This window comes from Vibrio sp. 1402, assembly GCF_033340275.1.
Map to the genome: position 1 here is coordinate 141,913 of NZ_JAWOWE010000001.1, position 15,686 is coordinate 157,598.

A 15,686-nucleotide genomic window follows, 5' to 3' on the forward strand; every position below is an offset into this window, starting at 1 on the left:
CAACCACAAGGAGTCGTGATTGGCTGTATATATTTGTGAACAAGATGGTTCACTAACAACGTCAGTTGGCTAGGTGACCCTCGGCTTAGAAAGGGTCACTCACACTAAAGCATGAGGCGTGCCAACTTTTCAGCGCACAAAAACAGGTTGTTATTTAATCACTTTCATTAAAACTTAACCAATAGCTACTGTTTGCTCACCGAATAAATTGCAATTTGCAAACTACCATTGGCATTTCGCAATAAATCTGATCTTTAGCTATTGCTTTTATTGCTTCCTAGCTAAGTCGCGTGCAAGGATTAACGCAAGTCCGAATACTTGCAAGAAGAGTCCGATATTCTTGTACCAAGCGATCTTTTCATCCTGCTTTGCCATTACCTCATTGAGCTCTACATTCTCAATGTAGTAATTATCGATGCGGTCTCTATACGAAGCTTGTGCCTGATTTATCTTTGACATTAGTTGAGGAAGTTGATCAATTTTTATTTCATCCGACTCGTTGAGAACCCAAGAAGATAAATGCCCTGCTAATACCTCTTCTAGCTCTAAAGGTATCGCTACGCTCTGACTTATGTGCACATGCAGCAGTAAAGCTTCTCTTTTCCTTTCTAGGGTTTCCACACTGTTCCATGCGAGTTGGATGGAATACAAGTTCTCTGCTGTTTGCTCTGCGAGCTGCGAGTGCTGTTTACCCAACTTATCAAGGACTAAGCTAGTAACGATGATCGCGCCAATATTCAGTACTAATCCAATCAGAACGAGTACCCAAGGTGGTGGAATGTAACGTCGCAGACTTACCATAACTTATCGTATGGCAGGTAAATCATATTTAACACAACCAATGAAAGTATCACCAGAAATGTCACCTGCATCCCTCTAATGCGCTTTTTCAAGTCTTTTTTCAATATGCCTTTAGCATGAATAACTCGACCAATTACAAAAATAATACCGGTGAGATGTATCCATGTTGGGTAAGCACTATTAAATTCTAAAAGTGCCATTAAAATCAGGGTGATGGGGATATATTCTGTCGCATTACTCTGGGCACTACGAGCAATTTGTAGAGCCTCTACCTCACCATCGGCATAAGCAATTTGATTTAAGCGACGTTGCTTAATTACTTGAACAGCCAACCAAATAATGAGTATTGCGAGAATGTTGGCATACAGAGCTGTGATCATATGTCGTCCTTCTTGATCTGGTTTTCACTTATATAAGCGTGTCACTTGGCTATAACTATAGCGGTATCATTATGATAATGCGTCAAATAATCTCAAGTTATGATTTCTATTCGGGCAAAAAACGAAAGCCAATGCTTTATGGTATTAAAAATGCCCTCGAATGAGGGCATAAGAATAAAGAAGCTAATATGTGAGAATATTGAAACCACTATAAGGGGTGTTTGACCAGCTTTTTGCGCCGATGCCCTTTGATAATACTTTCAAAAATTGTGAACAACAGCCCTACCCAAATAAATGCAAAGGTCACCGCTTTCACTTCGTCAAACAACTCGCCAAAAAACATAACTGCCAACACAAACTGCAAGCTTGGCTCGATGTATTGCATTAGACCGACGGTTGATAAATTAGTTATACGTATTGCGATAGAATAAAATACGAGTGGTAAAAGTGTGATAGGTGCACTGCCAAAATACAAAAGCAATGTTGTGGTATCTGTGCCCGAAGCCAGTTCACCAGTTGCCCATTGTTTATAGAGCAAATATGCGAGTGCAACTGGAGTCAGTAACAACGCCTCAACAAACAAGGTTGTACTCCAGTCATAATTTATCTTCTTCTTGTACAGCCCATACAAAGCAAAGAACAACCCCATCGTTAGTGCGATAACGGGCAGCTGACCATAGTGAATCACTTGATACATAACACCAATTGTTGCCAGCACGATTGCAATAAGTTTGCCTTTTGAGAGCCTATCCCCAAGAATAAATACGCCCAGCGCAACAGATACTAATGGCCCAATAAAGAAGCCTAAGCTGGCATCGATGACCCGATGATGGGTCAAAGCCCAAGTGAACGCACTCCAAGAAATACACATCAAACTGCTCGCCACAAACGTGTACCACAAGGATTTTTTATCAAGCCAGATTTCTTTCCAATTCAGCCCTCGACGGGTTATCCCAAGTACAATTAGAAACCCGACAGGTACAGACCCAATGATTCGCCATGCTAGCAACTCATCCATAGAAGCATTTGGTAAATAACGATAATAAATTGGTAGCAATCCCCAGATCACAAAGGAGAATGCTGCCATAAAAGTGCCATAACGAGTGTTATTCATAAAACTATCGCCCATCTAAACGACCAATTTGGCGTAAGTAAACAAGTCCGCCATACATAAAAAGGAATGCAATCCCGCAGTGACTTTATGATGCAGATGGCATTATTGGCTCAACGCTTGTACGACGGCGGTAAAACCACTCACAAAACACAACATAAGTGCCCCAAACCGAATCTTTTCTTTTGGTAACGACTGGGTAGTTTTCATTGCTAGCCAGTAACCAAGCGCCGCAGCAGGTAATAGAGGAATAGTAATGACCAAATGATGCAATGTGAAGAAGCCCACTGGGATTTGTACTATTAGTGAAATAATCGAACTGAAAACAAAAAAAGCCGATAAGTTGCCGCGTAACTGATTCGCTTCTTGATGCTGCAACAATAACGCCATCGGAGGGCCTCCAATCGCAGAACTGGTACCAAACAACCCAGAAAAGAAACCAGCACATGTCATACGCGAAGGCGTAGGCTCAACCCGAAACGGTAAAACACTCACCACGACTGCAAACAGCACCAACAAACCAATCCAAAGCGTGAGAGTTTGTGTAGATACAAAAAAGAGTAGCAAGCCACCAGCAATTGATCCCGGCACTCGCCCAATCAACGCCATCTTTAAGCCGCCGATTTCAACACTACTGCGGTGCTTCATCGCATTCATCAACGAAATAAATAACGCGACTAAACAGATTGGCGCAGGAACATATTCTGGCGCCCAAAGAATCAGTAAAGGTGCGGCAACAATAGCCAAGCCAAAACCGATTGCGGTCTGGACATAAGAGCCAAGAAATATCAAACCTATTGCAAGGAAGTTTATCGAATCGAATTCCATTTAGATTATTCTTATATTTGAAAAATAAACACAAAACCAAAGCACATTCGCATGCCGAATACCTCAGGCACACTGCGATATGAATTCCGCGTAGCATTCATCAAAGTGAATAAAAAGACAATCCATTTGTGCGGTTCGCCCTCATTTGCATTTTGTATTTCATTCCGCTGATGTACATGTTTGCTTACATCGAAGAGGATTCATGCTCGCCTGTTCACGCAGCATTTCTTCAGCGGAATTAATGACCTCTTAAAATCTAGCAGAATTAGACCCGTGAATTCTCCATTGCATTTAATGGATTCAGTCAATTAGTGCGGCGTCGGTATAGCACTTTACAATTCACCTCTTTATACTACTGATCGATTTATCATTACCGTACTTATTTACACAATAAACAAGTGTACGGTCAGTGTTTTTCTACCTTTAACTTGCTGTGAAAATAATATGAAGAAACAAACGGGATTTACTCTAATAGAGTTGGTCGTAGTTATTGTCGTGCTCGGTATTCTTGCTGTCACTGCCGCGCCACGCTTTTTAAACCTTCAAAGTGATGCACGTGAAGCTCGTTTGGAAGGAATGAAAGGCGCTATTGCGTCAGCATTAGGCGTCGGTTATGGGAAAATGGCGATTGCGGGATTGGAAAGCAAGCCTTACGTTTCAAACTTCGTAGACAGTGCTTTAATGGCAGATTTACCATTTGACGGCTGTAATATTGGTGGTTCAAAGCGCTGTGTTTTTTTATATGGATATCCTGATTCTGATAGCGAATCGATGAAGTTACTCGTGCAAGGACTGAACGAAGAAGACTCGGATTGGAAAACATTTCATCACCCGGCTGGTTCAACAACTCGCGAAATGGTCATTGCTGCAGCCGACGAAAAAAGAGCTAGCCTTACACAATGCGGAATTTTATATGGGCCACCGCAGACTCCAAACGAGAGTTACACCTTAGATATTCTTCCCTGCCCTCAATAAAAATAAGGCTGCCAATCGGCAGCCTTATTTGTTTCATCTGATCGGTTTTTTACGCAAAGTTAAACACGTATTTATCCATCATATTCACCATGCGGCCAATCTCTGGCTTGGTAATCGTATCATTTGCGCCAAGAGATAGTGCTTTCGCTCGGTTATCCTCACTCATCAATGACGAGAACATAATGATCGGCATTTCATGAAACGCTTCGGTATCGCGTAGTCTCTTCACTAAGTGCATACCATCCATTCGAGGCATTTCTACGTCCGTAACCACCGCATCTAATAGCTCTTTAACTGGCAAGTTTTCTTCTTTCGCAACCTCGATCAAGCTCATCAACTTCTCATGCGCCTCACCACCGTCTTTACATGTGATCACATTGTAGCCTGAAGAAGCTAATGTATCTTGGATCAAAGAGCGAATAAATGCTGAGTCATCCACCACCATGATCGTTTTAGCATTACGCTTACCGACCATTCTCTGGTTGAGATCCACCGACTTGTCCCCTTTCACATCGTACTTTTCCATACTCAGTTCTGGGTTGATGTCTGCGATGATTTTTTCAAAGTCGAGAATCATGATCAGGTTGCCTTCTTTACGGACAACGGCCACTACACAGTCTTGTTCGCCCGCTTCCAAAAACTGACTTGGTGATTCCACATCATTCCAAGAGATACGATGAATACGCGAAATGCTGTCAATTAAGAAGCCATTGGTCATTTTGTTGAAATCCGTAACGATTACAAACTTGCGCTCCAGATCTTGTCGTGTTGGCACACCTAACCAACCAGCTAAATCCACTAAAGGCGTCAGTACATCTCTGGATGAGAACACACCAATCATATGAGGTTGTGCGTTTGGATAATCGGTTGTTTCTGGCACGCGAATCACTTCTCGTACTTTCGCAACGTTAATGCCGTAATAACAAGTTTTTGTGCTGCCATCTGGCAATGTTTTTTCTAAATGAAACTCGATGATTTCAAGCTCATTGGTACCACTTTCTGTCAAAATGGTGCTGGTTACGTTACTCATAAAGCCAATTATCCAACCAAAAATACGCATCAGAAAAAGTTTGATGCAAACGCCATGAGAAGCCATTCTCTGGCTAAAAATCCAAAAGTCCTTTTTAGTCGTTACAACAAAATTTGTAAACCATCAAAAGGACGGCTAACGCACATTTCCATACCAAACCATGTAAAATTGTCTCATTTTTGAACACGACATTATGAGTGGCCAAAGTGCGAATTAACACCTCCACTTTTAGCGACCGAGTCAATGAAAAGTTTAGAAATAATTTGAAGTGATGTTCAGCGTCAATAGCCAAACCTATCCAACAGATATCAGTGCAAAGTTGGCTACTGTGCTCATGCCTGGTGTAGAACAAGCTCTCTTCAAGTGGCATGGTATAAAACTGCGCTTGTGAACACACGAGTTTAAATCGAAGCGCTAGAGGCATCGCAAGAAAATCTGAAGGCATAGAACACTGAAAGAACACTTTCAGTTTGTTAGTTTTCTGTCAGCGTAAGTTTTAAGCAATCATCCTATCACTAGGTATTTCAATACCTGACATCGTTATTCCCATAATCAAGACACTGATTTTCACTTTTGGAAAGAGTCATTTTCCTTCCTCTTAGCAAGGTTTTTCCTACAATCCTATTCATCCAATTGCGCTGTCGCCTGACAGCACACTAGTTGATGTATTAGGTGAGGTTAACTTTGAATAATGTTCTTATTATCGACACTCAACCATTGTATAGCGAAGCACTTGCTTCTCTAGTTGAATCTATAATCAACGCAGCTGAAGTGATTCAAACCACTGACAGTGCGGAAGTGATGGATCTTGTCCGAGGCCAAAAGATTGATTTGATTATTTTAGACGTAGTGCTTGGCGACCGCGATGGTATGCGTTTAGCCAAAAACATTTTAGCGACAGGATATCGTGGCCGACTGTTATTTGTTTCTTCACGTGACTACTCGAGTCTTTCTAAAGCAGCGTACGAAATGGGCGCAAATGGCTTCTTAAGCAAACATGAAACAAGAGAGACCATTATTGACGCAATTGTGAGTGTTTCACGCGGTTACTCAATGTTTAAGTCGACTCACACACCATCGTCGGGTAACGTAACACTTTCAAATCGCGAAGCCATGGTGTTCCATTATCTTGTACAAGGCTACTCAAATAAGAAGATTTCTGAACAACTTTCACTCAGCGCTAAAACAATCAGCACCTACAAAACGCGTATTCTGAAAAAGTACCATGCGGACACGTTGATTGAACTTCTGCATACTATTCCTCAGTCAGAAAACATTGAGTTTTGCCGCTAAGCGCTCATGTATTTTGCAATAGCACCGATTAACAACTGGTGCATTGCATCATGTCTTAAGCTTTGCTTCACCTGTACAACCACTTTTGGCCAGCCATCTGGGTAAAAATGCTCTGGCACTCTTATAAATTTATATCCATCAATTGGCGCCTGATATTCAAGTAACACGGTTGCGGCGCTTTTTTGCTTAATTAGCTTCAATACGCTGCTTACGTTGTCTAGAGCCGCAATACGGTTGATGACCATACCGTGGCTTTCCATTGCACGCTTAACGAGCTGCTCTTTCTCTTTCCAACCGATAATCTCTAACATGATAAAGGGAAGTTTGGCCGCTTCTTCCAGGGTGGTAATTCCCAGCTCTTCAGGGACAACTACCACAGCAGGCGCATAGCCGATGAACTTCTGATAAACAGATTTCGGAACATCCTCGTTGAAGTAATGTAACTGCGCATCCACTTTGCCTAGGATTATCTCTTCTATCGTATACTCTGTAATCGTTGCTATCGAAATGTGCGCCTTGGGAAACAGCGCCATTAAATCCATTGCAAGTAAATGCCCAAATGAGTATTGAGCGGTTTGCGGCAAACAAATGGTGATGTCTTTTTCGTAATTTTCCGGTTCAAACTCATCTCTAATTAGACAAGTTTCAAGCTTCTCGAGTGCATCGGAAATTTTAGGTAATTGACGTTTTAAATAGTCCGTCGGTTCCATGTAGTGAGGATGCCGAATAAACAATTCATCGTTTAGCTGGAGTCGCAATCGGGCAAGGTATTTGCTAATTGACGCTTCGCTCTTCCCCATCGCTTTCGCAACGGGCTTGAGCTGACGGTGCTTATCCAGTAAGACAAGTATTTTAAGTAAGTTTAAGTCGAGATCTTTGTTCACGTGCGACACCAGATGTAAGGTCGAGAATAAATAGAGCAATCACTATTTGTTGACTGCTCTAATATAAAAGACCACTCATTCTGTTTGGTCAAATTAATCAAACAGTTATGTCATGGTTATGTTCCGTAACTTTGCATTTAGTCAATACCAGACCTGCTTAATGGGACTTTTGTCTGTGTTTTTTCATCTCATAGAGATCTTCATCTGCACGTACAATAACGTCCTGAAGCGTTTCGTGTAACTCATTCGCCGCGATACCAGTACTCACACTAACTTCGATATCCAAGGTCTTTAGTCGGTTATCTTTAACGACACTACGAAGCTTCTTCGCCAATATTGAAGATTGACTGATACTGCAACCCGGAAGAATCGCAACAAACTCATCACCACCAGTTCGAACTAGATAATCACTATTTCGAAACACTTTAGACATAGCATCAGCAATAATCCCAATAACTTCGTCCCCTACATGGTGACCGTAATGGTCATTGATTCGCTTGATCCTATCGCCATCTATTGCAATGACGGAATATGGCGCGGTTTCCAAACGACGTTTGAATTCGCTATCTTGAAAGACTCTGCGGTTAAACAATCCCGTTAAATCATCTTTCGTCACGTTCGTCAGTGCTTTCGCGAGGCGAAGTTTGCTCTCTTTAGATTCATAAGCTTTGTTGTAATACGCTAAAGTTACGAAAAAGAAGATGATAAACAAGAACACGTAATCCAGTACAATTTTACTGAATGGGTACATGTAAACAATGAGATTGTTGTTGTCTGCGACATATGATTGGGTGTACGCGAATGATGGAAAGGGGTAGCCAGCGAAGTAAATCACCATTTGCTTGTTCCCATTCGCTATTTGAACATCCACCGCTTTCCCATCATTATAAAGCGGCGAGAGGTACAATTGTTCCGAAAACTCTCCCACTAACTCACCTTGAAAGTAAACCGGACTCATGATGCTTATCGCCATGTCATCGGAGTATGTCGTTTTAAATGGTAGGGAAAACAATACCCGGTCCGTCAGTTGCTCTTTCCACGCAGCTAACACACAAGAATAATTACTTTTACACCAATCAACATCAAATGTGGCTTTCACTCCCTCTAACGCTTCAATCGGTCTCTCTAAGATGAGTTTGTTTCCAGTATAAGAACGAAAATACATAACGGCATTTTGTCGATTGAACGCATTTGATAAATACGCTTCAGCCTGATGAAGCGATTTCCGTGCAACAGATTCAACGTAATTGAGTTTTTCATAAGGTGACAGGGAGTAAATCGCATCTTGAAAGCTCAGCTCTGTTTGCGCTTCTACTTCACTCACGCTCATGCCTTTGTATTGCTCGAGCTGCGCTTCCGTCAATAGCCCCATGAGAATTACTTTTTGTTTTATTTTGGCTAAATTATTCGCGTAAGTGTTGAACTGCTTTACTTCATAAGAAATTAACACCGCACCAATCATTGTGACAGAAGTGACGAATAGTAATGTTGCGATGAAAAGAGACAACGCGATACTTTTAAGTGTCATGATGCGGTCTTACGCCCCCGCCACTCTTGTTAGCTCAACAATGTTCTTTACGTTAAATTTATCCAATAGACGGCGTTTGTATGTGCTGACTGTTTTATCACTTATTGATAGCACTGAAGCGATTTCTCTATTGGACTTTCCTTGTAATAAATACTTCATTACTGCACTTTCTCTGCTTGAAAGTTGTGGGATTTCTCGAACGCTGTTAACAACTTGCTTAAATTTGAAGAAGGTATACCCCTTCTCTACCGCTTCTATCGCGTCTTTAAGAATGTCGTGATTTTCCGATTTACACACATAGCCATCAGCGCCAGAACGAAAAGCCATTTGGCTGTACATTTGGCTAGTTTCAGCGGAGAAGAAAATGACTTTGCCTTCATAACCATGGGATTTGATACGTTTGTAGAAATCAAACCCATCGCAATCTGCCAAGTTCACATCTAAGATCAACAGTTGAATTTCTTCCTTTTTCAATATTTGTAATGCCATCTTCGCTGATGTTGCAGTAAATACCCCATTTGTTTTCCCTAACTCTTCCAACAATGACTTGATTGCAACACAAACGAGAGGATGATCGTCAAAGATCAAGTAATTCAATTTATTCATATCTTTCATTTAGTATGGTTATGGCTTCTAGTGGCATGGGTTTATCAATGTAGAAGCCTTGGCAAAGATCAATCCCATACTCACGTATCGCTTGCAGTGTGACTTCGTCTTCAATACCTTCCGCGACCAGTCGTATATTCAAACTTTTCGCTAACGCGCAAATAGCAACAACGATGTTGCGTTTTTTGATGTCGCATTCGACACCTTGTACAAACGAACGATCGATTTTTAACTCGTTGAATGGCAGTTGAGCCAGTTTTTCAAACGTTGATGAACCCGTGCCAAAATCATCTATTGAGACAGTGACACCGTTCATCCTCAACTTGAGTAAATTCTTGTACAGGGACGCGCTAGTCTGAAATGTATCTCGCTCTGTAATTTCAATGGTGATTTGTGATGGGTCAATCTCGCTCTCTAAACATTGCTGTAAAAAGTAATGAGAGAACGCCGTATCTTCTAAGTTTTCATGGTCTACATTGATGGATACGTTTTGCGTCAATCCGCGGTGTTTCATGTCATAGATAACATTACTCAATACAGCTTGAAACAACTCTCCAGAAAGGCGGCAACGCTCTACAATTGGCAAAAAATAATGAGGGGGTAACACACCATAAATAGGATGATTCCAACGCGCGAGCGCTTCATACCCAAGCACTTCCCCACTTTGCACATCGACTAAAGGCTGGTAATAATTTTTCACTCGCCCTTCAGCCAGAGCAAACAAGAATTCTTGATCTTCCACTTCAATAGGTTGAGCAAAGCTGACTTGTTTCTCTTTTTCATCTTTTATTTTACCCAACAAATCAACGACTTCATTTTCATCGTATGGCTTAGGCAGCTTCCCTAATACTTCAAAGCTAAATCCCTCGCACATGGCTCTTACCGCAGAAATAATGGTCAATTCCATTGCACTAACCAGTACAACTTGCCCCTGGTACTGGACTTTATCGAGCATTTCCATCATATCGATGCCGTCTTTTCCGGGCATTTGGATATCACAAAAAATTACGTCAAAATGTTGTTCCTGCACACTCTGAATAGCAGCATCCACACAGTTAAAGGGGATGACTTGCGCGCAATAGCGATCCAATATTTGCGAAAGTATTGTGGTTTGTAGCGGATGGTCATCAATCACCATCACATTAAATTGTGTATTCATTTGTCTCTACCCAATAGTTTATGTTTTCGATCTCCTGCTCGATTCGTAAAATTAGCTCCGCTGTTCGCCTGTCAAACTCCGCAGCAGTAACTCGTTCTGCCTCAATACAAAGCTCAGCCAGCATGCTTACCCCTATCGCCCCAACCGCTCCTTTGATGCCATGAATGACCCGTTTTTTGTCTCGCTCAGTCGATGCGGCGTTTAAGTTTTTTATATCTGTAGACATTGATTGACTAAACACGCGCGCAATCTCTTTTGCGTCCTGTGCTTTGAACCGTTTAATCCAGCCGGGCAGCCTTCCCCTCTCTTTTTCGCCAATAAATGGAACCAAAACGGTTTTTAATTGATTAAGGTCATAGGGCTTGTAGAGCACGTCATCAATGCCGATATCCTGTGTACGTTCAATGGCAAGACGAGCATCTTCTGCTGTCACACCGATGATTGGAATTGCTTTAAATTCGGAGCTTTTCACGTACCTAACAAGCTCATAGCCATCCATTTCTGGCATATGAAAATCGGTCAGCAGCAACACAACGCTTTCATCTTGGTTGATGTATTCCCATGCTTCGCGGCCGTTGTTCACAATGACAGGTTCGATTCCAAGTTCATGAAGCTGCATTGCTATCACACTTTGGTTAATGGGATTGTCTTCTGCGACCAGTACCGTGCCGAGAACCCAAGAAACCACTTCTTGATTTACGTCACTAAGCTTGGTTTCTTGCTGCGTTTGGCTGAGCAAATTGAACAATGTATCTGGATATTGAATCTCTCTTAGCGTAAGACTGCCAAGTACCCTTTGTTCGTCACGCAGCATTAGGCCATTAAAACTGGCATCGCTGTCGTGTATAGGGTGAAGGTTCGCCACCATTGTTTTTAACGTCGCTGGACGCATTTTCCACGCGTCACACCACTGGCGAATATTAAGTGGTAAGCTCTCGCTATACGTCCAGTTCAAACAAACGTCTGGCTCAGAGTCGCAATGCTCAATTGGCAGTCTGACAGTAATCGTCGTGCCCAAGCCAAATTGTGAATCGATGCAGAGCACGCCGCTCATGCAGTCGATCAATCGGTCAACAATGCTTAGCCCCAATCCAGTACCGCCATATTTACGCGTAATAGTGTCATCCGCTTGAACAAAAGGATTGAGAATGCCTTCGAGTTGGTCATCCGTCATGCCGATACCTGAATCCGCCACTTTCAAAATAAGCTGCTTTTCATGAAGAATGACACTGATTCCAACCTCTCCTTCGGCAGTGAATTTCACCGCATTGGAGAGTAGATTGGTGGTAATTTGCACCAATCGCAGCGCGTCGATTTCAATGAAAGCATTCGAAAATGGTTTGATTGTCACTTTGTAATCCAAACCTTTCGCAAGCGCTCGTGGTTCAAAGCTTCGAAACACATCGCACAAGGTTTTAAGCAAGTCGGTCTTAACTGGGGCGACGGTTAAGTGCCCTGCCTCTAACTTTGAATAATCCAGTACTTCGTCTACTAGCGTATTCAAATGATTGAGCGAGCGTATGGCTTGGGCAATTAACTCGCGATTTGAATCTGCCGTCACTTGGCGATTTAGCAAATCGAGGATGCCGTGTGCTGCCGACAATGGCGTTCTTAATTCGTGACTCATGGTTGCCAAAAAGTTTTCGCGCGCACGTACCGCGGTTTGCGCTTCTTTTTGCGCATCGATTAACGCCTGCTCACGTTCTTTTTGCTGGGTAATATCTTGAATAACAGTCAGTACAAACTTGTTCTTACCGCTAGGAGAAGCGATGACTTTGCGTTCTCGATATACATGTTTAATATCAAGTTCACAGCCCGACGAGGCAACCTCTTCTGAGATACGCTTTCCAGCAATAACAGTGGTTAGTTCATCAAAATTATTCACCAGAGGAGCGTGCGCAGAATCACTTTTCAACTTACATTGTTGGCACTGTTTACTGTTGTAGTTGGCACAATTGCTCATCTCCATATGGTTATTTTCACTATGGATAAAAACCAAGCTATTGATCTCTTTGATGATGTCCATCAGCCATTGCTTTTCCGCTTCCTCATTGTCAGCATTAAATTCGGCTAACCTCACTTTAAGTCGCATGTGAGATAAGATGAAATACGCCGCAATTAACATGAGACAGAATATGAATGAACCAGCAACAACAAATGTAGCGATCTGCTCCGCGTCATAGCCATAAGTCAGTTTGAAGCTTCGGTGAGAACGCAGCAGTTTTTCGATCTCGTTAGAATCAATGGTTTCGATGATGCTGTTCAACATGTGTTGAAGTTGTGTATTGTGGTTTGCAACCGCAAATGCATTAGAGAACGTCAAAACGTCCTCCGCATTGATCACCAAGCCATCGACTTGATCTTGTGCAATCATGTTGTGAACGATGTCGTCAGGAATGTAAGCCACATCCAAAACGCCCGATTTCAAATCGGTAAGCAGCTTTTTCAAATCATCATAATGATCAACTTGGCCTTGTTGCCAAGTGCCCAAATGAACTAACCCTTGCTTTTTCAAAGTGAGCAGAATACCCGCTTCTTTCAGTGCAGATTTATCGCGCTTGCTCTGCTCCGTTTGGATAGCCACGTAATTACTGTGCATGAATGGTTTAGTGAACAACCAATCTGACTTAGGTAGCTCACCCACATAAGAGATGGGGACTATATCGGCATCAAATGCCGTTAATCCATTAGAAAGGCTCGACGTCGGCTTCACATACTTAAAGCTCAAGCCAGTACGAGACTGCAATAAGTCGACAAAATCTGGAAAGAAGCCATCTAACTCGCCCGTTTGCGAATCTCGGTAGAGAAACGGATAAGCTTCGTCACTGCTGCTGTAAGTTATCACTAGTTTGTTTTGATGATTACGTCGGTAATCTACCAATAACTTATCACTGATATGGTAAGGATTTTTCGAGGCGACGGAGCGAATGTTTTTTCCATTTTGCTCCCACTGAAGGATTTTGTTGATGTCATCGATCAGACTTTGTTTGTCCAACGAAGCGATAAAACTCACCTCTTCGTTTTTCAACCAACTGGGAATATCGACAACCCCTTTTACAATGTCATTCAAATCCAAATATTGGGTAATACCAACATAAGTGTAAATCAGCGCGTTCGCTTTACCTCGCTTAACTTCATTAAACGCCTCTAAACGTGTTTTAACGTAATGTATCTTATCGATACCACGTTCAGTGAGGTTGTCACAATACACACTGCCCTCAACACACACCCATTTAAGATCACGCGCATCACTATCTCGGTAAGTGGCATTCCGATACCAAACAGCGATAGTGCTCGAAAAAAAAGGCATCGAAAACAAGAAACGCTTTTCTCTTGCTGCTGTTTTACTAAATCCAACCGCACCATCAATCCTCTTGCTTTCGACATCCGCAAGTAAAGACGGAATATGCTTGTAAGTCCGAAGTTCTAACTCATAATCCAGAGCTTTAGTAATGTTAGACAAATACTCAAGACTAATTCCGTACGAAGGACCAACGCTACCGTCAAACGAGTCTTTAGCTTCGTCTTGCGCAATAACACCAACGATGACCTTCGGTTTAGGACTCTGTTTGGCAGTTGAGCAAAAAGAACTCGCTAAAAAAATTAAGGCGACGGACGATACCGTAATACTTCTAAGAATACTGAGCATGACTGCTTCCTCTGAATGGAAGCTCAGACTAGTTTTTGTCAGATAAAAGTCAAACTTAGCTCAATAGTGAAATAAAAATAACACTCTGATATAAAAGTAAAAAACCAAAATTCGTCAGAACAATCTGACAACACAATCCACCTTTGACTACACAGCGTTTGCGTTCGGTCTCTCACCCAGACGGATATTCACTGCGAGTCGGTATACATAAGGGATGTGTGCTTTTAGGTTTGCACGCCATAGCTTTTTACTTTCATCTTGAATGATTCATCATCATTCCATGATAAACTGGCGTATTAACATGAAAGAAAGCTCAACTCCGCGGTTTCGAGCAGCTTGAAGTAAACACAGTTTTAGAAAATGCGTTCTAGTATTGTATTACTCAAGACTCACATTGCTACTTTTACAACCGCTGGAGCATTAGAAAAATTAAGGTATTAAATTCAAATGGTTAATAACTCAATCCAGTGGTTTCCTGGCCACATGCACAAAGCACGTAAAGAGATCGAAGAAGCAATCCCTCAAGTGGATGTGATCATCGAAGTACTGGATGCTCGTATTCCTTTCAGTAGTGAAAACCCTTTGATTTCTCAAATCCGTGGTGACAAACCTGTCGTTAAAGTTTTGAACAAACGTGATTTGGCCGATCCAGAGTTAACTCAACTGTGGATTGAGCACTTGGAGCAAGAGCAACATGTAAAAGCAATGGCGATCACGACTTCTGAACCACAAGAAGTGCATCGAATCATGGAGCTTTGTCGCAAACTTGCCCCACACCGAGAAGAAATTGGTAAAAACATTCGCACCATGATCATGGGCATCCCAAACGTTGGAAAGTCGACGATCATTAACACCCTCGCAGGTCGAACAATCGCTGTAACAGGTAACCAACCCGCGGTTACACGTCGTCAACAACGTATCAACCTGCAAAATGGCATCGTATTATCTGATACTCCAGGAATTTTATGGCCAAAAGTGGAAAATCCACACAGTGGCTTCCGCCTTGCGGCTACTGGCGCGGTAAAAGACACAGCGATGGAATATGACGAAGTCGCATTCTATACCATTGAATACCTAGCAGCTCATTATGCAGACAAGCTTAAAGAGCGTTATCAAATTGAAGAGCTTCCAGAATCAGATATCGAGATCATGGAAGAAATTGGCCGTCGCCGCGGTGCACTACGTGCAGGTGGACGTGTTGACTTACACAAAGTATCAGAGATCTTATTGCACGAACTTCGCCAAGGCACTTTGGGCCAAATTACATTAGAACGCCCAGAAATGATCACTCAAGAACTGATTGAAGTCGAGATTGAAACCGCCCGTAAAGAAGAAGAAAAAGCGAAGCGTAAAGAAGAGCGTCGTAAGCGCTATTTACGTAATAAGCGATAAGCTTGTCTCTTATCTACTCATGTTTCAAGGCGCGATTTTCGCGCCTTTTT

At 42.2% G+C, this 15,686-nt stretch carries 13 protein-coding genes; 3 read left to right on the forward strand and 10 right to left on the reverse strand.

Annotation, left to right across the window (positions count from 1 at the left end):
- Positions 1-267 precede the first annotated feature (267 nt).
- From R7044_RS00645 to R7044_RS00660, 4 genes are all read right to left on the reverse strand, one after another.
- The gene (locus R7044_RS00645) at positions 268-801 is read right to left on the reverse strand and encodes a hypothetical protein (RefSeq protein ID WP_033906497.1); all 534 of its coding nucleotides are present in this window, start codon (positions 799-801) and stop codon (positions 268-270) included.
- Positions 795-1,181 carry an MAPEG family protein gene (locus R7044_RS00650; protein WP_053349157.1) on the reverse strand — a complete coding sequence of 129 codons (387 nt, stop codon included), beginning with the start codon at positions 1,179-1,181 and terminating at the stop codon, positions 795-797. The genes R7044_RS00645 and R7044_RS00650 overlap by 7 nt, the downstream gene beginning before the upstream one ends.
- Positions 1,182-1,389: 208 nt before the next feature.
- Positions 1,390-2,295: an EamA family transporter RarD gene (gene rarD / locus R7044_RS00655; protein WP_031778926.1), complete on the reverse strand. Its 906-nt coding sequence runs from the start codon at positions 2,293-2,295 to the stop codon at positions 1,390-1,392.
- Positions 2,296-2,397: 102 nt separating this feature from the next.
- Positions 2,398-3,120 (reverse strand): sulfite exporter TauE/SafE family protein, encoded by a 723-nt coding sequence (locus R7044_RS00660; protein WP_042520743.1) that lies wholly within the window; start codon positions 3,118-3,120, stop codon positions 2,398-2,400.
- 444 nt (positions 3,121-3,564) lie between these two features.
- On the opposite strand from R7044_RS00660, the gene R7044_RS00665 reads away from it, so the two are divergent.
- Complete coding sequence (locus R7044_RS00665; RefSeq protein ID WP_005376513.1) at positions 3,565-4,095, forward strand: prepilin-type N-terminal cleavage/methylation domain-containing protein; 531 nt, start codon at positions 3,565-3,567, stop codon at positions 4,093-4,095.
- Between the two features lie 49 nt (positions 4,096-4,144).
- Here the strand turns inward: R7044_RS00665 and R7044_RS00670 are convergent, their stop codons facing one another.
- A complete protein-coding gene (locus R7044_RS00670) occupies positions 4,145-5,125 on the reverse strand; it encodes a chemotaxis protein (protein WP_025998672.1) in 981 nt (326 codons plus the stop codon).
- 684 nt (positions 5,126-5,809) lie between these two features.
- Between R7044_RS00670 and R7044_RS00675 the strand changes: the two genes are divergently transcribed.
- Entirely contained in the window at positions 5,810-6,418 is a 609-nt protein-coding gene (locus R7044_RS00675) for a response regulator transcription factor (protein WP_225455284.1), read from the forward strand.
- Here R7044_RS00675 and R7044_RS00680 read toward each other — a convergent pair.
- The 5 genes from R7044_RS00680 to R7044_RS00700 form a co-directional block, all read right to left on the reverse strand.
- A complete protein-coding gene (locus R7044_RS00680; protein WP_225455285.1) occupies positions 6,415-7,302 on the reverse strand; it encodes a LysR family transcriptional regulator in 888 nt (295 codons plus the stop codon). The two genes, R7044_RS00675 and R7044_RS00680, sit on opposite strands and share 4 nt — an antisense overlap.
- A 157-nt stretch (positions 7,303-7,459) precedes the next feature.
- Entirely contained in the window at positions 7,460-8,830 is a 1,371-nt protein-coding gene (locus tag R7044_RS00685) for a GGDEF domain-containing protein (protein WP_053349159.1), read from the reverse strand.
- Between the two features lie 9 nt (positions 8,831-8,839).
- Complete coding sequence (locus R7044_RS00690; protein ID WP_053349160.1) at positions 8,840-9,436, reverse strand: response regulator transcription factor; 597 nt, start codon at positions 9,434-9,436, stop codon at positions 8,840-8,842.
- Complete coding sequence (locus R7044_RS00695) at positions 9,429-10,595, reverse strand: EAL domain-containing response regulator (protein WP_053349161.1); 1,167 nt, start codon at positions 10,593-10,595, stop codon at positions 9,429-9,431. Before R7044_RS00695 ends, R7044_RS00690 begins: the two co-directional genes overlap by 8 nt.
- A complete protein-coding gene (locus R7044_RS00700; protein ID WP_053349162.1) occupies positions 10,579-14,244 on the reverse strand; it encodes an ATP-binding protein in 3,666 nt (1,221 codons plus the stop codon). Before R7044_RS00700 ends, R7044_RS00695 begins: the two co-directional genes overlap by 17 nt.
- 447 nt (positions 14,245-14,691) lie before the next feature.
- On the opposite strand from R7044_RS00700, the gene ylqF reads away from it, so the two are divergent.
- Complete coding sequence (gene ylqF, locus R7044_RS00705) at positions 14,692-15,636, forward strand: ribosome biogenesis GTPase YlqF (RefSeq protein WP_005376521.1); 945 nt, start codon at positions 14,692-14,694, stop codon at positions 15,634-15,636.
- Positions 15,637-15,686: the final 50 nt, after the last annotated feature.